The sequence below is a fragment of the Burkholderia metallica genome (assembly GCF_001718555.1).
Taxonomy (GTDB): Bacteria; Pseudomonadota; Gammaproteobacteria; order Burkholderiales; family Burkholderiaceae; genus Burkholderia; species Burkholderia metallica.
The window spans coordinates 254,228-275,930 of the sequence record NZ_CP013403.1; the positions used below are offsets into that span (position 1 = coordinate 254,228).

Here is a 21,703-nt window from a genome sequence, read left to right on the forward strand (position 1 = left end):
TCGGTTCAGTCCGGAAATCGTGAGGAAGCGGCAGGCGACTGCGAGGTGGCGTCTGCCGAGGCGATGGGCTGCGTGGCCGACGCGAGGCGCGCACACCAGTCGTCGACGCCGTGCTCGATGAGCCGCAGGCTCTGCTCGAACAACGGGCGCGTGCCGCAATACGGATCAGGCACGTCGAAACCCGGTCGTGCGTGGCCCGGCGCCGGGCAGAATTCGCCGAGCGTGAACACGCGGCCCAGCAGCGACGGATGACGGCGCTCGAGCGCGCGCTTCTGTTGGCGCTCCATCGTCAGGATCAGGTCGGCTTGCGCGCAGAGCGACGGGGTCAGCAGGCGCGCGCGATGCGCGGCGATGTCGAGGCCGCGCTCGCGCATCAGCGCGACGGCGAATGGCTCGGCGGGATGCCCGACGAGCGCGCCGAGGCCGGCCGACTGCACGTCGACGCCCGGCAGGCGCGCGCGGAACAGCGCCTGTGCCATCGGGCTACGGCAGATGTTGCCGACGCACACGACGAGCAAGGTGGCGAGCGCGCTCATTTGATGGCGAGCGCCGCGGCCATGGCGCTGGAGTTGACGCTCGGCAGCAGCAGGCTCAGCACGCGGCTGAAGCGCACGAGGCTGTTGCCGTCGACGTAGACGATGTCCTTCGGCTGCAGCTCGAACTCGTTCGCGAGGACCATCGACACGGGTGAACGCGCGTCGAGGTGGAATACCTGCGGACTGTCGGTCTGCGAGCCGCGGATCACGAACAATTGCGCGGCGTCGGCCGTGTTCGGATTCACGCTGCCGGCCTGCGACAGCGCGTCGGACAACGTGAGCCCGCCGTCGCGCAGCGGCAGCGCGAGCGACGGCTTGTTGACCTCGCCCATCACGTAGACGCCGTAATCGCTGCGGCTCGGCACATGCAGCAGATCGCCGGCGGCGAGCACGATGTCGGCCGGATTGCGGCCCTGGCGCAGCATCTTCGTCAGGTCGAGCGGATGCGACACGCCGTCGCGAACGAGTGTCATCCGGCTCTGGTCGGCGGCCGGATTCAGGCCGCCCGCGCGGCCGAGCGCTTCGTAGAGCGTCATCGGCACGTCGTTGACTGGCTGGTTGCCGGGCGCGCGAACCTCGCCGTCGATATAAACCTGCTTCGAACGGAACGACGCGACGCGCAGCGTGACCTGCGGATTGCGGTAAGCACGCGCGAGCGCATCGACGACGCGCGTGCGCGCGGCGTCGGCGGTGAGGCCCGCGACGTGAACCCGGCCGGCGAACGGGAACGTCAGGTTGCCGTCCTGATCGACGACGAAGCCGGTGACGGGATCGGCGGCGCGCGGCGCGTTCGGCGTCGCCGCGCCTTGCGCGGCCGCCAGCTCGGGGTGATCCCATACGGTGATCTGCAGCACGTCGCCCGGGCCGATCCGGTACGCGCCGGGCGGTGTCGTCAGCAGATCGACTTGCGCGGCCAGTTGCTGCGCGGCCTGCGCCTTCAATCGGCGAATCAGGTCGGGGCCGATTTTCCTGATCTCGTAATGCGGCGCTTCACCGTCGGGCCGGGCATCCGCCGCGGATGGCGCGGGCGGCTCGACCATCCGCATGCCGGGTGCGAGCGCGCAGGCGGACAGCGCAACGCTGAGCGTCGCGATCGACAGTATCGGCAACAGACGGGCGCCGCGCGGGCGCGGGGCTCCGGTCCGCGCGTTTGCGGCGGATTCCATAGGCATGGCTTTCTCCAGGAATGGGCGCCGCGCGACGGCGCCCCATGCGTGATCAATACGCGTTGTGATGTGTCCAGCCGCGCGTGATCGTCGCGGCGACGATGCGCATGTCGAGTGCGAACGACCAGTTGCGCAGGTAATGGAGATCGGCTTCCACGCGGCGCTGCATCTTCTCGATGCGATCGGTTTCGCCGCGCAGGCCGTTGATTTGCGCCCAGCCGGTGATGCCGGGCTTGACGCGGTAGCGATGGATGTATCCGTCGACGATCGTCTGGTACAGATCATCGTGTTCGAGCGCGTGCGGACGCGGGCCGACGACGGACATCTCGCCGCGCAGCACGTTGATGAACTGCGGCATCTCGTCGAGGCTCGTGCGGCGCAGGAACGCACCGATGCGGGTCACGCGCGGATCGTTGGGGGTGGCTTGCCGTACGCCGCCGTCCGCATCGGCATGAATCCGCATCGTGCGGAACTTGTAGATCGTGAAGGCCTTGCCGTCCGCCCCCTTGCGTTGCTGACGAAACAGCACGGGGCCAGGCGAAGACAGCCGGACGGCCGCCGCGATCGCGAGCAGCAGCGGTGCCGTGCCGACCAGTACCGCTGCCGCGAACAGGCGATCGAAGATTGCCTTCTGAACCAGCGCGCGCGGCGACAGCGGAGACGCGACGAGGTTGATCGCCGGCGCGCCGACCAGGTCGACCATCTCACCGTCGAACATCGCGAGCTGGCTGACGTCGGGCACGAGGCGGACATTCACGAGGTCGTGCCGGAATTCATCGAGCACGCGAACGATGGTGCCGGCTCCGGTGATCGGCAGCGCGATCCAGACTTCCGGGATCGCATGCGCCCGGACATGCGCGGCGAATGCATCCAGCGTGGGAAGGACATCGATGCCGTCCGCAGCGGGTTGTGCGGGGCGATCCGGATCGAGCATGGCTGCCGCGCGATAGCGCGCCGACGACGATTGCGCGATCCGCTCGAGTACGGCGGCGCAATGTGCGCCGCCGCCTACGATCGCGACCTGCCTGGTGCGCTCGCCCACATGGACGATCCGCTCGAACGTCGCGCACGCGACGAGTCGGAACGCGACGAGTGCGATGCCGCTTGCCGCCGCCCAGAACAGGAATCCGTTCAGCGGCACGGGCAACGCGCCGCGTATCGCGAACATGACGATCGCCGAGCCCGCGAGTGCGAGCAGCCATGCGGAGACGGTGCGGAATGCGATGCGATAGGTCGAGCAATGGCACGGCGCGCGCGCCACGCCGAATGCCGGGAACAGGACCATCGCGAACGCCGCCGTGCTCGCGACGATCGCCACGTTGTCGGACGGATCGATGCCTTCGCCGGGAAAAAACCAGGCTGCCGCCGCGGCGCCGACCGCGATCAGCGTGATGTCGACGATGCGCGCGAGGAGCCCGTGGACCGCCGACGGAGCGGCGGCGCGCTGCTGTTCGAGTGCCGTATGCATATACCCTTCGCTACCGTTTTATTTGATGCGGCGCCTGTCGCCTCGCGCACGGCGCAACGCGCCGCGCCAGGACAAGACCGGGCGGTGCCGTTGCTTCCGTTTCACGGGAGTGGTTGACGAGGGGAGGGGGCGCTGCGTGCCTTAGAGGTCGATCGCGTGCGTCGCATTGGCAGGATCTTTTAAATACGGTCGGATCCGAGCCTGGGGTTGCGATGCGTTGGATTCGACTCAACCCAAGACAATTTTGGGTAACCAGGGATGCGATTTAAATGGGACACGTATTAAATGAACGCGTCATCCATTAAGACATGTACTAATGCAATGTGGGGGGATCTTTCGGGACGCGTGCATTGCGAAAGACCGGGCATCGATCGCTTCATTTGCCGGTGCCGGGTTCGCTGACGCGTGCCGGCATGGTCGATGCCGGGATGGCATGCGGTTCACGCGATGGATGTGCACGCTTGACGTGCATGTGCGCGCCGGGTCGCGAAACGTTCGGCGTCGTCGAATGACGGACGGCGCGATGTTCCGGCGAGATGGCTGGCGGCCTGCGCGGAGTATCGATTAAATCAGGGTAGCCGATCGTGAAAATGACGGGTGGCGGGCGACGCCGTCATCGATGGCATTGAATGCGGGCGCGTGCGGCGCGGCATGTGCGGGCGGGACGACGATTCGGCATGCATGGGTGCCCATCGACGAGATGCATGAGCGTGCCGCGCATCGACGTGCGGCATCATTGCCCCGCCTGTCGCTCAACGCTTGGGGACGACGTCGATGCGCAGCGCGTCGCCGCCGGCCGCGATCGCGAGCAGGCGATCGACGTTCGGGTGCGCGCCGGGGCGGTTGCGTGCGTCGGCGGTGTGCTCCGCGAACACCGCGAGGCCATGCTCGGCAGCCTTCGCGTCGAGCGCGCCGAATGCCTGCTTCAGGTAATGGTAGACCGCGAGCGAACCCTGCTTGCCCGGCTGGTTCTCGATGCTGGCGACCACGTCGCCGTTCGCGCCGACGAGATCGATGCGCGCGATGCCGTCGATGGCCGGCAATTGCGCGAGGTTGTCCTTGAATACTGGGGTAGCTTGAATCACTGAAAACACTCCGTCGGTTCGGTCATCGGCCAATGAGTATGGCCGGCCGTATTTTATCCGATCGGTCTCGGCGCACCGGCCGGCGCGGGCCGTCACATCGCGCTTCATCATCGCCCGGGCGTCGGCCGGCACGCCCGCATTGCGCGGACGCTCGATGTCGGGGCTGCGATACGCGCGCTCGGGAATCGCGGCGAGCCTCGACGCATGCAACTGCTGCGGCGCCAGACCGTAAAACTTCTGGAAACTCATAATCAGCGGCGACCATCTGTCCGGATCGATGCGGTCCGGATGGCCGTCCGCCAGCAGGTCGGGATGCACGTGCACACGCTGGATGCGCACCTCGAACAACGTGATCTTCCCGAGCAGGTCAGGCGTTTCATCGGAGAGGCCGTGCGTGGCCGCGACGACCCATTCCAGGTGAATCGTGCACTCGAGCGCGCGCGGCGACGACACGGTCTGCGATGGCGTTTCCGTCAGCCCCGCCGTGCCGAACTTGTCAGGCTCGTACACGTAGCCTCTCGCGCGCTTCGATTCGGGCACCGGATGCGTGCCCGTCGTGCGATCCGGGATCGACGCCGCGGCGACGCACGGAAATTGCTCGCAAAGCAGCGCATGCAATGCACGGCAACGGCGCGAGCATGCGCGGCGCAAACGGCCGCGAGCACATCGGCATCGCGCATGCTTTTCCGCTACAGTAAGAAATCGCAGGCCGCGCGCCTGCCGCGCGACCGCATTCCGGAATTGCACATGAGGGCCCCGATGGACACGCCACAACGCTATACCGCCAACGCGCCGACCCGCGAGGAAGTCGAAGCACTCGCCGGCGCGACCGTCATCGAATTCGGCGCCAACTGGTGCGGCATCTGCGCGGCCGCGCAGCCCGCGATCGTCGAATCGTTCGCCGCGCATCCCGCCGTGCGTCACCTGAAGATCGAGGACGGGCCGGGCCGTCCGCTCGGCCGCTCGTTCCGCGTCAAGCTGTGGCCGACGCTGGTGTTCCTGCGCGACGGCGTCGAGGTTGCGCGCGTCGTGCGGCCGGCCGATGCGAAACAGATCGAGGCCGACGGCTTCGCCGCGCTGGCCTGACGTCACGATCATGCAACAGGCCATCACGCATATCTCCGTCGACGCGCGCGGCAGCGGCCTCGTCGAGTTCACGCAACAGGTGCGCGCCTTCGTCGACCAGCAGTCGATTCGCACGGGCTTGCTTACCGTGTTCTGCCGGCATACGTCGGCTTCGCTGCTGATCCAGGAGAACGCGGATCCGTCGGTGCGGCGCGATCTGGAACGCTACTTCGCGACGCTCGCGCCGGAAGACGAAAGCCGCTATGAGCACGACACCGAAGGCCCCGACGACATGCCCGCCCATTTGCGCACGGCGCTCACGCAGGTGCAGCTGTCGATTCCGGTCGAGCATGGCCGCATGGTGCTCGGCACCTGGCAGGGGATTTATCTGTTCGAGCATCGTCGTGCGGCGCACCGGCGCGATATCGTGCTGCATCTGATCGGCGAATAGGCGGGAATGTGAGCGGGAACGCATGATGCGGCGCCGGCGCGCAATGCAGTGCGCGTTTGCACGCGGCATGCCGAATCAGCCGAGCAGCTTCTCGACAAGGGCGCCGAGTTCGCGCAGGTGTACCGGCTTCGGCAGGAATGCGTCGAACATCCGCTGGTTCTCGCGCAGCGCTGCCGATTCATACGCGCTGACGCCGAGGATCGCCGGATGCCGGCCGTCGGCGTCGGGTTGCGCAACGGCGCGTATGCGCCGGGCGACTTCGAAGCCGCTCAGGTCGGGCAGTTCGAGATCGAGCACGACGATGTCGTAACGGCTTGCGCCGAAGCGCGCGATGCCTTCCTGCCCGGTGTTGCACAGCTCCGTGTCGAGGCCGAGCGCCGACAGCATCGCCCCGAGCGTTTCGCGCGCGTTGTCGTCGTCGTCGACCACCAGTGCGCGCCGGCCGCGGAGCGCGGCCGCGTGCGGCAGTGCGGGCGTGTCGCCGGCCGCATTGCCGGCGGTGTCGGTGCCGGGCACTTCGGCCGGCAGCGTCACGACGAATTCGCTGCCTTCGCCGACCACGCTGCGCACGTCCACATGCCCGCGCAACGTCGTCACGATTTCGCGCACGACGGCGAGCCCCATGCCGATCCCGTCCACATGCAGACCGACCGCGTCGTTCGCGCGGTAGAACGGCTCGAAGATCTTCGGCAGGTGCTGCTTCGCGATGCCGGTGCCCGTGTCGCGCACCACGATCTTCACTTGCGGGCCGGCCGGCGCGTCGACGAGCGTGATCGACACGTCGATCGATCCGCCGGGCGTGTACTTGACCGAGTTCTCGATCAGGTTCGACAGCACCTGGCGCAGCAGCTTGCGATCGGAGCGGATCGCGAGACCGTGCGGCTCGACCCGTTGCGTGACCACGATCCGTCTGGATGCGATCTTCTCGCGCAGCGGGTCGAACACCTCGGCGAGCAGCGACGCGATGCCGACGGTTTCCTGTTCGGCGAGGCGCTTCGTCGAGCGCAGCTTGATGTAGTCGGTCAGATCCTTGACGAGCGCTTCGAGCGACAGCGCGGAATTCTGCAGCCGCCGGATCGTCTTCAGGTTCGCGTCCGACTGCGGGCGCGCGAGCAGGATCTCGACCGACCCGCAGATCGCCTGCAGCGGCGTGCGCAACTCGTGGCTGACCATCCCGAGGAACGCGTTCTTCGCCTCGATCATCTCGAACGCGCGGTCCGACGCCTTGCGTTCGGCGTCGAGCGCCGCGTCCTGCCGTTCGAGCAGGTCGTCACGCGTGCGCATCGTATAGAACAGCAGCAGGAACAGCGCGCACAGGATCACGCCGAGCACCATGCCGAGAATCAGGATCGCACGCTGCTTTTCCTTCAGCTGATGGAACGTGAAGTCGCGCTGCGCCATCTCGATCGCGCGGAAGTAGTTCGCGAGGGCGTTGACCTTCGGCCAGTACGCATTGACCTCGTCGATCACCTGTTGCGCCTGTTTCGGCGCGTCGCGCAGCAACGGCACTTCGCGTTTCAGGCGCGTCATGAATTCGCCCAGCGCTTCGATCTCGTTGCGCGCGCGCGGGATGCGCAGCCAGTATTCGGACACTTCCGACGGCCGCTGCAGAAAGCCGAACGACACCGACAGGCTGTCGAGCTGCATCTGCACGTGATTGAAATCGTCGTCCTGATGCGTCGCGTAGAGGATCAGTTGCCGGTCGAAACGCGTGTAGACGTTCCGGTATTGCGACGCGGTCCAGAACACGCCTTCGCGCGGCCCTTCGAGCACGCCCTCGTTGACCGACGTGGCGAGGAGGTCCCACAGCAGGAACGCCCACGCGGCGAACCCCATGATCCACAGCGAGCCGAGGACCAGGATGATTTTTCTATTTTTCCATCGCCCGCGCTTCATTTCACCGTCAGGCCGATGATCTGCCACGCGAACTTGGCTTCGCCGAGCGGCGTCTTCAGTTCATCGGGGTACTGGTCGCGCGGATACATGATCCACAGCGGGCCGTAGTTGTCGTTGCCGAGCACCTTGCCGTTCATCGTCCGCGCGAGGATGACGCCGTAACGATCGGCATCGGACACCGGAATCGTGAACGTGTACTCGTCGATGCAGCGGAATTCGATCTGCGTGCCATGCGCGCCGACCATCTTCAGGATGTCGGACAGGCGCGGGCCGGTGAAGGTCGCCCTCGGCGTCCAGCTCGTCGACGTGACGATCGTGTGCTGCGGCAGCGCCATCAGCGCCTGCTCGGAGAACACGTACGCCGTCTTGCCCTGCTGGTTGTGCTTGTCGATCTTGCCGTCCACGGTGAACGTGAACGACGAAGCGGCCCAGCTCGCGGCAGCCATGCCGAGCAGGCAGGCCGTCAGCAGGCGCTTGATCCAGATGGTCGAAATTCGCATGTCGTGCCCTCGGTCGTGCGGTGGTGGTTTGCTGTCGTGCTCTCAGTTCGCGGCGGCGGCGGCCGGCAGCGTGATCTTCAGTTCGCGCGCCACTTCGGCGAACAGGATCGGCAGGCGCACCGGCTTCTCCTCGCAGCGCGCGTTGTAGTGCGACACGATGTGCGCGATTTCGTCCTCGCTCGCTTCGCCGGTCGAAATCTTGCCGGTCAGCAGGAAGATCGGCGCGCCGCTGTTCTCGCTCGAGCGGATGCCGCGCACGAGTTCGGCGGCCGTCTGGTCGCCGAGCATCCAGTCGAGGATGTAGCCGTCGAAATCCTCGACTTCCAGTGCCTTGCGGAACGTCGCGCCGTCGAAGTACGGAATCGCGTTCACGCCTTTTTCGATGAAATATTCACATACCGTTTCGGCGACGTCCTGCGAATCGTCGACCACCGCGATCCGCGCCGCATAGACGTTCGGCTGCGTCGAGCGCAGCTCGATGACGTCGACCGGGTACGTGCGGCCCTCGCGCGCGTGCTGACGCTCGGTGATCAGCCATTCGCCCTGCCACTGCAGCGCGACGAAGTCCGTCTCGATCTGGCTGCTGGCCTTGGTCGAGATCGAGGCGCGACAGCGCAGGCGCCGCGATTCGATCACGAGCGTCGCGTCGATCATCTCGGCGGCGGCAGGCTGCGTGCCCTTGTCGTCGAGCAGGATCGCGGGCGGCACGCCGAAGTGCGTCGCGATGTCCTGCAGCTGCGACAGGTTCCACGGGATCAGGCCTTTCATCTTGCGCGTGACGACCGAGAAGCTCAGGCCGAGCACGTTCGCGATCGTCGTGTTGTGACTGCGCGGCGGAATGCCGTTCCGGTTCAGTAGGTCGCGCACCTTGTTGGCGGTGATGAGATCGACGTTGGCCTGCTCGCTGTTGGACATCTCGATGGGGTCTCCAGGGGTTTTGGCGAGGGAGAGCATATCAAAACTGACGCGTCATGCAACCTTTGAAAACGCGAATGACCTTGACATGCCATTTTTCTTCATTATTATTGCTCACCACGTCACTATTGTTTGTCGCGTCATGTTTGGGGATCGATGCCGGCCACGATCGGCAAGCGAAAAGCGACAGCCATGCAGCAGTGACCGAACGATTCGAAGAGAGAGCCTGAGAGAGCCCTGGAGTGCGTGTCGGCGTCGACGGATTGTATCCGTTGCGCCGCGCGCCGCCGGGTGTGCGCTCCCGGGGGTGGGATAGCGCGAAGAATTGCGGCGCCAATAAAAAACTTGAGGAAGGTAACGATGTACCGCCGTTTACTCGCACCGGGGCTGCTGTTGCTACTGGCCGCGTGCGCGCAGGATCCGTCGATCACCAGCAGCACGGTGCGGATCTGCGACGACACGGGTTGTTTTGATCGCCCCAAAGATCAGGTGTCCTATCAAAAAAGGGACGATTCGGAGGAGCGCGACGATCCGCGCATCGCTGCGCTGAAGCAGACGGCGAAGACCCAGCCGAAGGCCGCGTACGACCTCGGCCTGCGTTATTTCCGCGGCGACGGCGTGCGCCAGGACAGCTACCAGGCGCTCAAGTGGATGCGCGAGGCCGCCGAGCGCGGCGACCTGCAGGCGCAGAAGGCGCTCGGCAGTTTCTACCTGTTCGGCCTGGAGGAAATGGGCTCCGACGCGCGCGAAGCGGAGAAGTGGCTGTCGATCGCGGCGGCCCGCGGCGACAAGGAGTCGAAGAAGCTGCTCGACCTGGCGCGCAAGGCGAAGAAGGAAGACGAAGAAGACTGGAAATGGCGCACGCAATGGCGTGACGTCTATTACGGCTACTGGAACTCGGGCTATCCGTACTACGGCGTCTGGCAGCAGACGTACTGGTACTACTGACCGGGCATAAAGCAACGGGGGCTGCAGCGGGGAGACCACCATCGCGCGCCACGCCGGGGGGCTTATCGAAGTTCGCACGAACACATAAGCCGAACAACGACTCTAATCGATCGACAACGACATGAAGACCAACCTTTCCCAACGTCTCACCCAAGGTGCGCTGGTTGCAGCGCTTTGCGCGTCCGTCGCAGGTTGCGGCGGCATGGTGACGCCCGGCGGCCAGAACGCGGGCGTGACGGGCGCCGCGGCCGGCGGCGCGAGCGCCGGCGCCGATACGGGGCTGCAGCGCTGCACGTCGCCGCTCGGCACGATCGCCGTCGACGACGGCCGCAACGCCGACTGGTGGGGCCCGTTCGGCAGCGCGACCAAGATGACGACGATCGACCCGCTGCTGCGCCTGGCCGTCCAGCAGTCGAACTGCTTCGTGATCACGTCGATCGGCAACCAGAAGAGCGACGCGCGCCTGTCGCGCATCACGCAGCTGCAGCGCAACTCGGGCGAATACCGCGCGGGCTCGAAGCAGCAGAAGGGCCAGCGTGTCGCGGCCGACTACTACATGGAACCGCAGATCGTCATCAACGATTCGCCGATCGGCGGTATCGGCAGCATGATCGGCGGGCTGATCGGCAACAGCGCGGTCGCGGCGGTGGCCGGCCACCTGCAGACGAAGGCGTCGGTCGTCACGCTGACGCTGTTCGACGTGCGCTCGGCCGTGCAGATCGCGGCGTCGGAAGGCAGCTCGACGGCGACCAACTACGGCGCGGCGCTGGGCGGCTTCGGCGGCGGCGTGGGCGGTGCGCTGGCCGGCTTCTCGTCGACGCCGGAAGGCAAGGCGACGGTCGTCGCGTTCATCGACGCGTACAACAAAATGGTCGTGGCACTGCGCAGCTACAAGGCGCAGGACGTCAAGGGCGGCCTCGGCCGCGGCGGCCAGTTGCAGGTCAACTGACGTCCCCGGGCCGGCGGTGCGCCGCCGGCCGATTCCTGATGCTTGATTCGTGATGGTCCGTGCGTGCGGAACGATTCGCGCGTGCCGGTTGCGTTCGTCCTGTTCGTTTGAAAGGTGATTCCGATGAAAGCCGTTGCATTGATCGCATTGACCTGTCTGGCGCTGACTGCTTGCGGCGGCGACGATAATTCCTCGCCCGCGGCATCCGGCGGATCGGGCACGAGCAACAACGGCGGAAGTGGCGGCACCGGCGGCACGGGTTCCGGCGGGACGGGAAGCGGCGGCAGCGGTGGCTCGGGCGGCAGCACGCTGACGCTGCGCTACGACGCGCAGCCGACCGCGGCGGATCAGGCGAGCTTCCTGACGCTGCTCAACAGCGAAGGCGCGAAGGGCTATCGCTATCTGGGCGACTACTTCTACAGCGCGTCGAACGGCGGGTCGCGTTCGATCTTCGTGAACGACGGCGCGGCGCAGACGTACACGTACCAGTTGCAGGCGGCGCCGTCCGACATGACGGGCTTCGTCAACCAGGCCAACGCGCAAGGCACGAGCGGCTACCGCTACGAAGGGCCGCTCACGTACGGCTATCTCTATCGCAAGGACGGCGGCTCGTCGGCGACCTATACGTACGCGACGACGGCGTTGCCGGCCGACACGAACGCGTTCCTCACGCAGGCGAACGGCCAGGGCCAGTCGGGCTACTGGTTCCTGGGCCCGATGATGGTCGGATCGGTGCAGGCGAACGTGTACATGAAGAACAACGCGTCGAACGCGACCTATATGTACGATGCGCTGGTGCCGGCGACGAACGTCAGCGACTTCATCGCGCAGGCCAACAGCGAAGGCGCGAAGGGTTATCGCGCGAAGGGCGGGATGTTGTTCGGCAGCACGATCTCGTGGGTCTACGTGAAGGACCAGACCCAGTCGCCGACCTTCACGTACCAGTCGGCCGCGATCCAGTCGACCGGCGACAGCTTCGTCCAGCAGTCGAACAATTTCGGCGCGCAGGGCGCCGCGTACCTGGGCGATCTCGCGCTCGGCACGTCGACGCCGGTGATGGCGTCGTTCTACTTCAAGCCGGCCAACTGCACGGGCTTCCTGTGCACGACGCTGAATCCGCTCACGCAGAACTGAGCGAGCACCTCCGGCGCAGCAGCGTCGCGCGGGTCGTTCACGGCTGAATGACCCGCACTCGCTGAATCGAGTGCCTGACGTGCGCCACCTCATCCGTGGACGCATCTTTTGCCGCCGGCTTGCCGGCGGTATTTCATTTGCGCGTGCGTCGATCCGGCATGCGCGGAACGGCGTGTGCCGACTACCTGCGGAACGCGTCACCCGTTCCGGAAAATCTCCGCATACGCGCTCAACGCCGGTACCCCGCCCAGGTGCGCATACAGCACCTTCGACCCCGGCTCGAATTCCCCGCGCCGCACTTTGTCGATCATCCCGTGCATCGACTTGCCTTCATAGACCGGATCGGTCAGCACGCCTTCGAGGCGCGCGCATAGCCGGATCGCCTCGAGCGTGCCGTCGTTCGGCAGCCCGTATTCGGGGCCCGCGTAGCGCGTGTCGAGCACGACGTCCTGCTCGTCGATGCGACGCCCGAGCTCGACGATTTCAGCCGTATGCCGCGCAATGCGCGTGATCTGTGCACGTGTTTTGTCGGGCGTGGCCGACGCGTCGATCCCGATCACGCGATCCGCGCGGCCGTCGGCCGCGAAGCCGACGACCATGCCCGCCTGCGTGCTGCCCGTGACCGAGCACACGACGATGTAGTCGAACTTGAAACCGAGCTCGGCTTCCTGCTGCCGCACTTCCTCGGCGAAGCCGACGAAGCCGAGCCCGCCAAGCGGATGCTCGGAGCAGCCGGCCGGAATCGGATACGGCTTGCCGCCCGCCTGCCGCACGCTCTCCATCGCTTCTTCCCAACTACGGCGGATGCCGATGTCGAAGCCGTCGGACACGAGCCGCACGTCCGCGCCCATCATCCGCGACAGCTGGATGTTGCCGACGCGGTCGTACACGGGATCTTCGTAGTTGACCCAGTGCTCCTGCACGAGCACGCACTTCATCCCGAGATGCGCAGCGACGGCCGCGACCTGACGCGTCTGGTTCGACTGGACGCCGCCGATCGACACGAGCGTGTCCGCACCCTGCGCGAGCGCATCGGGGATGAGGTATTCGAGCTTGCGCGTCTTGTTGCCGCCGAACGCGAGGCCGCTGTTGCAGTCCTCGCGCTTCGCATACAGCTCGACCTTGCCGCCGAGATGCGCGCTCAGGCGTTTGAGCGGCTGGATCGGGGTCGGGCCGAAGGTCAGCGGATAGCGGGGGAAACGTTGCAGGTTCATCGACAGGCTCCGGATGGCGGGTGGATGAGTGAGGAAACGGCGGGCGTCGTTCGGATGCGGCCTTCGGCGGCATCCCGGTGGAAAAATGATAGGCACGAAGGCGGGAAATGAGCTTGCGAAATAAGTCGTGCCGACCTACGTTATCGACGACAGGAATGCCTTTTGAACAATTTTGATTCGTCAGAATGGAGCATGGCGCAATGAAATTAGAACGAAACCCCGCCGCGGCGGCCAACGTCGCGCCGCCGCTCGACCGCATCGACCGCGCGATCCTGCGGCAGCTGCAGCAGGACGCGTCGATCTCCAACGTGAGCCTCGCCGCGAAGGTGAAGCTGAGCCCGCCGGCGTGCCTGCGGCGCGTCGAGCGGCTCAAGGAGATGGGGCTGATCCGCGGCATCGTCGCGCTGCTCGACCCGAAGCCGCTCGGCGCGGGGATGCTGGTCGTGATCGGCTTCGTGCTCGACCGCTCGACGCCGGAAGCGTTCGCGGCATTCGAGAAGGCCGCGCAGAAGGTGTCGGGGTGCGTCGAATGCCACGTCGTGACCGGCGAGTTCGACTATTTCATGCTGGTGCGCACGCGCGACAACGACAGCTTCAACCGGCTGCACGCGGAACAGTTGCTGTATCTGCCGGGCGTGCGGCAGGTGCGTTCGTTCATGGTGTTGAAGGAGATTCTGTCGACGCATGCGTTGCCGCTGTAGGCGCGAGCGCCGCGAACGCGCGCCGCGTCGGCGCGCGCCCCGTTCGCTGTCCATTCGCTTCGTCCGCTTCGCTCGCCGACGACCTCCCGACCGTCGTTCGACGCCGCCGAAAGGGACCGAACGAAATCCGCATCGGCGTGCCGCACGTTCACGACGCGAGTTGAACCGATCGCGTATGCTCGTCCCGTCGACGGCGCTGGCAGGCCGCCGCAGCCGGTTCATTCGTGTGACGACCCATCAACGAGCGAGGACAGCATGGCTAAACAGACGATGGCGGAGTACCTGGCGAAGACGCTCGCCGCAGCGGGCGTCGAACGCATCTGGGGCGTGACGGGCGACAGCCTGAACGGGCTGTCGTTCAGCCTGAGCCAGATCGGTTCGATCCGCTGGATGCATACGCGGCACGAGGAAAGCGCCGCGTTCGCGGCCGGCGCGGATGCCGCGTCGACCGGCCGGCTCGCGGTGTGCGCGGGCAGTTGCGGCCCCGGCAACCTGCACCTGATCAACGGGCTGTACGACTGCCACCGCAATCACCAGCCGGTGCTCGCGATCGCCGCGCACATTCCGTCGACCGAGATCGGCCTCGGCTACTTTCAGGAAACCCACCCGCAGGAACTGTTCCGCGAGTGCAGCCATTTCGCGGAGCTGGTGACCAACGCGTCGCAGTTTCCGCGCGTGCTCGCGCGCGCGATGCGCACCGCGATCGACGAACGCGGCGTCGCGGTGATCGTGCTGCCGGGCGACATTGCACTCGGCGACGGCCCGGACGAAGCGCCTGCGTGGAGCGAAGCGGCGCCGCCGTCGATCCTGCCGGCCGACGCCGATCTCGACCGGCTCGCGGCGCTGCTCAATGCGTCGGAGGCGGTCACGCTGCTGTGCGGCAGCGGCACGCAAGGCGCGCACGACGAAGTGGTCGCGCTCGCCGACACGCTCGGCGCGCCCGTCGTGCATGCGCTGCGCGGCAAGCAGTTCGTCGAATGGGACAACCCGTTCGACGTCGGGATGACCGGGCTGATCGGCTTCAGCTCCGGCTATCACGCGATGGAATCGTGCGACACGCTGCTGATGCTCGGCACCGATTTCCCGTACCGGCCGTTCTATCCGGCCCACGCGAAGATCGCGCAGATCGACTGGAAGGGCTCGCAGCTCGGCCACCGCGCCCCGCTTGCGCTCGGCCTCGTCGGTACCGTGAAGGAAACCATCGCCGCGCTGCTGCCGCGCCTCACGCGCAAGACCCAGCGGCGCTTCCTGGAAAACGCGTTGAAGCATTACGCGGCCGCCCGCAAGGGGCTCGACGATCTCGCGGTGGCCGAGCCGCCGGGCCGCGCGATCCATCCGCAATACCTGACGAAGATCGTCGACGAAGTCGCGGCGGAGGACGCGATCTTCACGGCCGATGTCGGCACGCCGACGCTGTGGGCCGCGCGTTATCTGACGATGAACGGCAAGCGGCAACTGCACGGTTCGTTCAACCACGGCTCGATGGCGAACGCGATGCCGCAGGCGCTCGGCGCGCAGGGCGCGCATCCGGGGCGGCAAGTCGTGTCGCTGTCGGGCGACGGCGGGCTGTCGATGCTGCTCGGCGATCTGCTCACCGCGCGCCAGCTCAAGCTGCCGGTCAAGATCGTCGTGTACAACAACAGCCTGCTCGGTTTCGTGTCGATGGAGCTGAAGGCCGCCGGCTATCTCGACACGAACGTCGATTTGAGCCCGACCGATTTCGCGGCGATCGCGAAGGGCGCGGGCATCTTCAGCGTGCGCGTCGAGCATTCGGAGAACGTCGAGGAAGCGCTGCGCCTCGCGTTCGCGCATGACGGGCCGGCGGTCGTCGACGTCGTCACGTCGAAGTACGAGCTGGCGATGCCGCCGAAGATCGAACTCGCGCATGCGAAGGGCTTCAGCCTGTTCATGCTGCGCGCGATCCTCAGCGGGCGCGGCGACGAGATCGTCGAACTGGCCAGAACCAATCTGCGGTGATGTGTGCGCCGCGTGCGACGCTTCGGCGGCGCGCGCGGCGTACCGCATCGATGATGCGTGCCGGGGGCGTTCGAGTCGCAGGATGAATTGAACAGCCCAGGAACCCGGCAATCGGGATTCGCGCCGGCGACGCTTCCGACGGAGGCACGCTGTCGGCCATCCGGTTCGACGCGTCGAGGTCGGGATCGCCGGCGAGCGCTATCCCGCGCACGTTCAGCCGCGCATCGGTCGCCGATCTGGCACGAATTGGTCGGCGGAATCAGGGACAATCTTCACGTCGTCTTAAGTTTGCATTTCCTAGAATCGATGGGTCGTCGCGCTTCCCGCGGCGGTCCGATTCGTCCAGGAGGATGCGCATGCCCAAGCCCCGTGTCGCGATAGCCCTGTTCCACGCAGCCGTCGGCACGTCGAGGCCAGCGGCGCGACCGTTCAGGGGTTGCCGATGATGTGGCCGAACGCGTGGCGTGTGTCGGCGCTGTTCGTGCGCGAGTGGGTCGGCCGTCCGGCCGCGGTGGGTGCGTTGTGCCCGAGTTCGCGGCAACTGGCGCGCGAGATGGCCGATGCGGTGCCGGACGGCGACGGGCTGGTCGTCGAGCTCGGCGGCGGCACCGGCGCGATCACCGCTGCGCTGCTCGAACGCGGCGTCGCGCCGCAGCGGCTCGTCGTGGTCGAGCGTTCGCCGGCGTTCGTCCAGCATCTGCGGCGACGTTTTCCGGGCATCTCGATCGTGCGGGGTGACGCGCGGCAGCTCGAACGGCTGTTGCCGCCCGATGCGCGCGTCGACGCGATCGTGTCGTGTCTGCCGCTGCGCACGCTGCCGCGCGAAGACGTGACGGCGATCGTCGGCCAGTGCCGTCGCGTACTGTCGGCCGACGGCGTGATGATCCAGTTCACATACGACCTGCGGCCGCCCGGCCGTCATCCGCTGCGCGATTCGGCATTGGTCGGCTGCGGCAGCCGGATCGTGTGGGCAAACATTCCGCCCGCGCGCATCGTGACCGTGCGCCGCGCCGCCGCCGAACAGGCCGGTTGACCCGGCCGCGCGCGAGGCGACCGGACGCGGCGCCTCGCCGTGCGCTTTCATTTTTCATACCGATCCTTCCGGTTTCCATTCACGTTGCCGTCACACCGGGTTCCCGCCGTCGCCTTTCATTTCGAAAGCATCAACGGCAAGGTGCACCGGCAACATGAATCGAATCCGGATGGCGTGCTACACGCGTGCGCTGTCCGCTACGCGAGCAGCAGGCCGCGATGCGAGCCGCTTGATGAAGCGGTCGAGCGGCGTCGCATAGCCGCGCGCAATAACTGCGCTCAGGATGGCCGACAACGCCAGATACGCGATCAGCAACAGCAGCTTCGTGTCGCCCTGCGTGGCCGACGGCGGCCAGAACGTGCGCAGCGCGCCGAGCACGATCAGGTGGAACAGGTACAGTTCGTAGCTGAGCCGGCCGCTCCAGCGCAGCGGCGCGAGTGCGCGGCCGTGCGCGGGTTCGCGTTCGGCATGCGCGCCGATCAGCAGCACGGCGGTGCCGAGGGCCATCGCGGTGACGCCGGGCACATGGCTTTGCGCGATCGGCCACGCGAGATAGAGCCCGGCCATCGCGATTCCCGTGAGCCATTGCACCGGTGTGGCCGCGAACACCTGCCAGCGCGCGCGTTCGGCGAGCAGTGCGGTGCAGCAGCCGATCGCGATGCCGTCGAAGCACGCGAAGTACGCATAGAGGAACCCGCCTTCGTCGCCGGTGTGCGTGAAGCGGTACGCGGGGCCGATTGCGGCGATCAGCAGCCAGAACGCGACCAGCCGCGTGTCGCGGCGCAGCGCGATGCACAGCAGCGGAAACGACAGGTAGAACACCTCTTCGACCGACAGCGACCACAGCACGCCGAGCGCGTAGTTGACCCAACCGTACGCACCGATCAGCACGTTCATCCAGAATGTGAGGGACGCAAGATTCACGAGCCAGAACGACACGGCGATGCCCTGCGGCGCATGATTCGTGAAGATCGGTACGCCGGCCGCCGCGAGACCGTTGACGAGCGCGAGCAGCAGAAGCAGGCACGGCACGATCCGCGCGATGCGCGACACGTAGAACGCGCGCACGTCGAGCGCGCCGAGGCTACCCCAGCGGCGGCGTGCGTTCGACGTGATCAGGTAGCCGGAGATGACGAAGAACATCGTCACGCCGTAGTTGCCGTTGCGCGCCACCGCATGCACCGCATCCCAGCCGACTGCGCGCGCGAGCGACGTGTCGCGCAGCGAGTACGGGATGTTGAAGTGATGCAGCAGGACGAGCACGATCGACACGCCGCGCAACAGGTCGATCCGCGCGTTGCGCGGGCCGGTGCTCATTGCGGGCTGCCTGGTTCGGCGAGGGCCGGCAGCGTGGCCAGGAACGTATCGCGTGCGCGCAGGCCGGCATTCGGCGTCTGCGGCTTGTCATCCTGAATCAGGTACGCGAACACGAGCTTGCGCGGCCCTTTGGCCGCCCAGCCGACGAACCAGCCGTATGCGTGCGACGCGTCGTACTTGCGCCCTGGCGACCCGGTACCCGTCTTGCCATGTACGACCCACCCGCCGGGCTGCGTGTCGATCAGCGTGATGCGCTCGGTCATGTCGTACGCGTGGGCGCTGACGGGCAGCGTCCGGTTCGCGATCCTGCGCATGAAGCCGATCTGTTCGAACGGCGAGATGCGCAGCGATGAGTTGACCCATGCACCCATCACGCCGTTCAGTTCACCCTGCTGGCTGGTCACATCCGCGTTGCCATAGCCGAACGCGTTCGTGTACTGCTGGAAGCGCGCTTGCCCGAGCGCCTGTGTGACCTGCTGCGAATACCAGAACACCGACAGCTTCATCCAGCGTGCAGGGTCGGTCGGCTCGCGCCACGGCGCGCCGCCCCAGTCGGGGTAGCCGGCGCGGAAGTCGAGCGTCGGTGCGTGCTCGCCCTTCAGCACGCCCGCATCGAAGCCCATCAGGCTGATGGCGACCTTGAACGTCGACGCCGGCGTCACGCGGGTCGCGCAGTCGCCTTGCTGCACGAGCACCTGGCCGGTGGCGGCGTCGGCGACGACGGTGCAGATCGGGCGGGCATGGGAGTACGCGGCGGCCAGAAGGCCGGCGGCGAAGGTGAACAGCGTGCGGCACGGGTGCTTCAAGTGACACTCCTCGGGGATGGGCGGCCGGCGCGCGGTGCGGGCGGAAGGCGGCGGGCCGTGTGCAATGAAGGCGTCGGCCGGCATCGAAGATCGTGCGGATGGCAGCCGTCGCGGAGGCCCCCAGTGTATCGACGGATGCTCGTTCGTTGACCTGTCACGGTTGACGGGGCAATCGCGCGCTTCTATCGGCGCGGGCGGCATCGGTCGGTCACGCGCTGCCGCGCCGCCGCCGCCAGTCGCCGACGAGCAGGTTGAAGCCGTTGTAGACGGCCGCCATGAAAAAAACCGCCGGCAGGCTTGCGCTTGCGGGCGGGCCAAGACGCCCCGGCAGGCATCAAGATCGCGGTGAACCACGGCGCGGCCGTGACGATGATCGATCGCTGCACGCTGCCCGGGAACTGGCGCGTGCTCGACGACGCGGACGGGCTGCCGCCGGCTTCCTGCCGGTGCGTGATATGTCCCCCATGCCGTTTTTTGCACCGGCGCCCCGTTTTTTTGCACGCCGTTTATGCGGGCTCTTCTAAGCTCGGGATGTGTCGAACAGCCGAGACGGCTTCCGTCCGCTCCATGACCTTCATCCATCCCGTTCCCACCTTTGATGTCGCCGGCCGCCAGTTGCGCGCCCGCGCTCACCCCGATGTCATCCCGCTTGCGCCGCCGCGCCCGCGCCTGCAGTTGCCGGTCACGCTGACGGCCGACTCCGGCGAACACGCCCGGGCCCGGCTCGCGGCGCTGCTGCATTCCCCGCTCGGCGTGTACGTCGTCAGCGCACGGGCCGTGCGCGACGTGATCCACGTGCGCTTCGACATCGCGCCGGAAGACCTGGAATTCACGCTGCACATGCTGATCGCGCAGCAGACCGACGCGGTGATCGGGCCGGTCGCGCGGCGGTTGCGCATTGCACCGAGCACGCGGTGACGCAAGGAACGATTGTTGCTCGTTCACGTATGGCTTGTCCGCACCGCCGCCCGAGCGGCTGGCGCCGTTGCCGCCCGCCGGCAGGCGACGGACAGGCGTGCGGCGCCGCGGGCGCGGCGCCGATCATGAATACGGAGGGGTCATGGGCCTCATGGAAGCAGTGCATATCGCGCGGCCGGAAGGGCGCCGCACACGGACGGCGTCGTTGCCGTCGGGCCAGCAGCTCGCGCGTCAGCTCCTGACGACGGTGCGTGTGGCCGAAGTATTGCTGCATCAGGCGATCGTCCTGCCGCCGCGGCATCAGTGGTCGGTCGACACCGAGCGGGTCGACGCGATGGGCGGTCCGCTCGAGGCGTGGGAGACCTGCGTGACCTGGCGTATCGGCAAGGTGTTCGCGGCGACGGTCAGCCCGGCCGCGCGCGTGAACGATCCGCATCAGGTGGCGGTCGAGATCCGGCTGTGCCTGCCCGAACAGGCGTATGTGGCCGAGCGGCGCGTGAGCATTTTCGGCCACCACCACGGAAACCGGTTCGGCGCGACGCTGTCGGTCGCCTCGGGCGCGCAGTGGGGCTGGCAGCGTGCCGAGCATCTCGCGCCGGCACAGCGGCAGGTCAGCGGCGCCACGCTCGAAGCGCTTGTCGACGCGATCGCCGCGAACGTCAATGCGGCGCTGGCCGCGGCCGGGTTCGGCCCGACCCGCTGATCACGCGTCGCCGGCCTGCCCGGTCTGCCGCTGCAGGTCTTCCATCAGCTGCTCCGCGAGAAAGTCGCACGGCGGCCGCTTCGACTTGGTGCTGCGCGCGAGGATCAGTTCGAGCGGCGGCAGGTCGGGCAGCCCGTGCGAGCGGCCGAGCATCGACAGTTGCGCGGGAATCGCGCAGCGCGCGAGCGGCGCGACCGCGAGGCCGGCCTCGACCATGCTGAGCAGCCCGAGCAGGCTCGGGCTTTCATAGGACGTGCGGTACGGCACCTTTGCGCGCTCCAGGCTGCGGATCGCGTTCTCGCGCGCGACGCTGCCCGGCATGAACACGGCGATCGGCAGCGGCCGCTCTTCCCACACGCGCGGCCCGTTCGTCATCGCGGCCCACGCCATCGGCTCGTGCCGGATGAAGTCGCCGGACAGCCCCTTGATGCGCGTGCCGCAAACGAGATCGACGGTGCCGTCCTTGATCAGCGGCGCGAGCGCGCTGCTCGGCAGCCCCATCACCTGGATCTCGACTTTCGGATAGGTCGCGGAGAATTTCTTCAGGACCGACGGCAGCAGCGACGACGCATAGTCGTCCGGCACGCCGATCACGACTTTACCCGTCACTTCCGGCCGCACCACGGCCGCCCATGCCTCGTCGCGCAGCGCCAGCATTCGTCTGGCGAATCCCAGCAGCACCTCGCCCTCGCGCGTGAGCACGATGCTGCGCGGCTTGCGCACGAAGAGCGGCCGCCCGATCGCGTCCTCCAGGCTCTTGATCTGCATGCTGACGGCCGACTGCGAGCGGTTCACGGCTTCGGCGGCGCGGGTCATGTTGCCGGTCTCCGCGACGGCGACGACGGTGGCCAGCACGTCGTGATCGAGCATCTTCATGGGTATCAGGAAAACTGAACGTAACGATCAGCATTATGCGTTTTT

The 21,703-nt window shown here is 66.9% G+C and carries 21 protein-coding genes and 2 pseudogenes; 10 read left to right on the plus strand and 13 right to left on the minus strand.

Annotation, left to right across the window (positions count from 1 at the left end; translation table 11 throughout):
• Nucleotides 1–5: 5 nt before the first annotated feature.
• The 5 genes and pseudogenes from WJ16_RS20975 to WJ16_RS20990 form a co-directional block, all read right to left on the minus strand.
• Complete coding sequence (locus WJ16_RS20975) at nt 6–536, minus strand: low molecular weight protein-tyrosine-phosphatase (protein ID WP_069259023.1); 531 nt, start codon at nt 534–536, stop codon at nt 6–8.
• The gene (locus WJ16_RS20980) at nt 533–1,702 is read right to left on the minus strand and encodes a polysaccharide biosynthesis/export family protein (protein WP_069259024.1); all 1,170 of its coding nucleotides are present in this window, start codon (nt 1,700–1,702) and stop codon (nt 533–535) included. Before WJ16_RS20980 ends, WJ16_RS20975 begins: the two co-directional genes overlap by 4 nt.
• A 52-nt stretch (nt 1,703–1,754) precedes the next feature.
• Nucleotides 1,755–3,170, minus strand: a complete 1,416-nt coding sequence (locus WJ16_RS20985) for an undecaprenyl-phosphate glucose phosphotransferase (RefSeq protein WP_069259025.1) — start codon at nt 3,168–3,170, stop codon at nt 1,755–1,757.
• Nucleotides 3,171–3,922: 752 nt separating this feature from the next.
• Nucleotides 3,923–4,255, minus strand: coding sequence for a DUF2322 family protein (locus WJ16_RS33570; RefSeq protein ID WP_084636146.1), 333 nt, complete (start codon nt 4,253–4,255; stop codon nt 3,923–3,925).
• 117 nt (nt 4,256–4,372) lie between these two features.
• Nucleotides 4,373–4,816, minus strand: a pseudogene (locus WJ16_RS20990) (flavin reductase family protein); the annotation flags it as partial.
• A 198-nt stretch (nt 4,817–5,014) separates the two neighbouring features.
• Between WJ16_RS20990 and WJ16_RS20995 the strand changes: the two are divergent.
• Nucleotides 5,015–5,341 carry a thioredoxin family protein gene (locus tag WJ16_RS20995; RefSeq protein ID WP_069259026.1) on the plus strand — a complete coding sequence of 109 codons (327 nt, stop codon included), beginning with the start codon at nt 5,015–5,017 and terminating at the stop codon, nt 5,339–5,341.
• A gap of 10 nt (nt 5,342–5,351) precedes the next feature.
• Nucleotides 5,352–5,771, plus strand: a complete 420-nt coding sequence (locus WJ16_RS21000; RefSeq protein WP_069259027.1) for a secondary thiamine-phosphate synthase enzyme YjbQ — start codon at nt 5,352–5,354, stop codon at nt 5,769–5,771.
• A 75-nt stretch (nt 5,772–5,846) separates the two neighbouring features.
• On the opposite strand, the gene atsR is transcribed toward WJ16_RS21000, so the two are convergent.
• From atsR to WJ16_RS21015, 3 genes are read right to left on the minus strand one after another with little or no spacing between them, the layout of a single operon-like run.
• Nucleotides 5,847–7,667: a hybrid sensor histidine kinase/response regulator AtsR gene (gene atsR / locus WJ16_RS21005; protein WP_069259028.1), complete on the minus strand. Its 1,821-nt coding sequence runs from the start codon at nt 7,665–7,667 to the stop codon at nt 5,847–5,849.
• On the minus strand, nt 7,664–8,167 hold the full coding sequence (locus WJ16_RS21010; RefSeq protein ID WP_069259029.1) for a putative pterin-binding protein: 504 nt from the start codon (nt 8,165–8,167) through the stop codon (nt 7,664–7,666). The genes atsR and WJ16_RS21010 overlap by 4 nt, the downstream gene beginning before the upstream one ends.
• Before the next feature lie 42 nt (nt 8,168–8,209).
• Nucleotides 8,210–9,082, minus strand: a complete 873-nt coding sequence (locus tag WJ16_RS21015; protein ID WP_069259030.1) for a response regulator — start codon at nt 9,080–9,082, stop codon at nt 8,210–8,212.
• A gap of 360 nt (nt 9,083–9,442) precedes the next feature.
• Here WJ16_RS21015 and WJ16_RS21020 point away from each other — a divergent pair, with 360 nt between their 5' ends.
• The 3 genes from WJ16_RS21020 (at nt 9,443) to WJ16_RS21030 (ending at nt 12,113) form a co-directional block, all read left to right on the plus strand.
• On the plus strand, nt 9,443–10,030 hold the full coding sequence (locus WJ16_RS21020; protein WP_069259031.1) for a tetratricopeptide repeat protein: 588 nt from the start codon (nt 9,443–9,445) through the stop codon (nt 10,028–10,030).
• A 121-nt stretch (nt 10,031–10,151) separates the two neighbouring features.
• Complete coding sequence (locus WJ16_RS21025; RefSeq protein ID WP_069259032.1) at nt 10,152–10,979, plus strand: hypothetical protein; 828 nt, start codon at nt 10,152–10,154, stop codon at nt 10,977–10,979.
• Between the two features lie 123 nt (nt 10,980–11,102).
• Nucleotides 11,103–12,113, plus strand: coding sequence for a hypothetical protein (locus WJ16_RS21030; protein ID WP_069259033.1), 1,011 nt, complete (start codon nt 11,103–11,105; stop codon nt 12,111–12,113).
• Nucleotides 12,114–12,310: 197 nt separating this feature from the next.
• On the opposite strand, the gene WJ16_RS21035 is transcribed toward WJ16_RS21030, so the two are convergent.
• Nucleotides 12,311–13,327 (minus strand): 1-aminocyclopropane-1-carboxylate deaminase, encoded by a 1,017-nt coding sequence (locus WJ16_RS21035; RefSeq protein ID WP_069259034.1) that lies wholly within the window; start codon nt 13,325–13,327, stop codon nt 12,311–12,313.
• A gap of 200 nt (nt 13,328–13,527) precedes the next feature.
• Between WJ16_RS21035 and WJ16_RS21040 the strand changes: the two genes are divergently transcribed.
• The 3 genes from WJ16_RS21040 to WJ16_RS21050 all read left to right on the plus strand — a co-directional run bounded on the left by WJ16_RS21040 (nt 13,528) and on the right by WJ16_RS21050 (nt 17,038).
• Complete coding sequence (locus WJ16_RS21040) at nt 13,528–14,028, plus strand: Lrp/AsnC family transcriptional regulator (protein ID WP_069259035.1); 501 nt, start codon at nt 13,528–13,530, stop codon at nt 14,026–14,028.
• A gap of 255 nt (nt 14,029–14,283) precedes the next feature.
• On the plus strand, nt 14,284–16,005 hold the full coding sequence (poxB, locus tag WJ16_RS21045; protein ID WP_069259036.1) for a ubiquinone-dependent pyruvate dehydrogenase: 1,722 nt from the start codon (nt 14,284–14,286) through the stop codon (nt 16,003–16,005).
• A 442-nt stretch (nt 16,006–16,447) separates the two neighbouring features.
• Nucleotides 16,448–17,038: a class I SAM-dependent methyltransferase gene (locus WJ16_RS21050; protein WP_069259037.1), complete on the plus strand. Its 591-nt coding sequence runs from the start codon at nt 16,448–16,450 to the stop codon at nt 17,036–17,038.
• Between the two features lie 177 nt (nt 17,039–17,215).
• On the opposite strand, the gene WJ16_RS21055 is transcribed toward WJ16_RS21050, so the two are convergent.
• From WJ16_RS21055 to WJ16_RS35945, 3 genes and pseudogenes are all read right to left on the minus strand, one after another.
• Nucleotides 17,216–18,355 carry an acyltransferase family protein gene (locus WJ16_RS21055; RefSeq protein WP_069259038.1) on the minus strand — a complete coding sequence of 380 codons (1,140 nt, stop codon included), beginning with the start codon at nt 18,353–18,355 and terminating at the stop codon, nt 17,216–17,218.
• On the minus strand, nt 18,352–19,161 hold the full coding sequence (gene blaOXA / locus WJ16_RS21060; RefSeq protein ID WP_076605981.1) for an OXA-1043 family class D beta-lactamase: 810 nt from the start codon (nt 19,159–19,161) through the stop codon (nt 18,352–18,354). Before blaOXA ends, WJ16_RS21055 begins: the two co-directional genes overlap by 4 nt.
• 223 nt (nt 19,162–19,384) lie before the next feature.
• Nucleotides 19,385–19,480, minus strand: a pseudogene (locus WJ16_RS35945) (NRDE family protein); the annotation flags it as partial.
• 248 nt (nt 19,481–19,728) lie between these two features.
• On the opposite strand from WJ16_RS35945, the gene WJ16_RS21065 reads away from it, so the two are divergent.
• Complete coding sequence (locus WJ16_RS21065; protein ID WP_069259039.1) at nt 19,729–20,079, plus strand: hypothetical protein; 351 nt, start codon at nt 19,729–19,731, stop codon at nt 20,077–20,079.
• A gap of 142 nt (nt 20,080–20,221) precedes the next feature.
• Nucleotides 20,222–20,782: a hypothetical protein gene (locus tag WJ16_RS21070; RefSeq protein ID WP_069259040.1), complete on the plus strand. Its 561-nt coding sequence runs from the start codon at nt 20,222–20,224 to the stop codon at nt 20,780–20,782.
• Here the strand turns inward: WJ16_RS21070 and WJ16_RS21075 are convergent, their stop codons facing one another.
• Nucleotides 20,783–21,658, minus strand: a complete 876-nt coding sequence (locus tag WJ16_RS21075) for a LysR family transcriptional regulator (RefSeq protein ID WP_069259041.1) — start codon at nt 21,656–21,658, stop codon at nt 20,783–20,785.
• Nucleotides 21,659–21,703 lie beyond the last annotated feature (45 nt).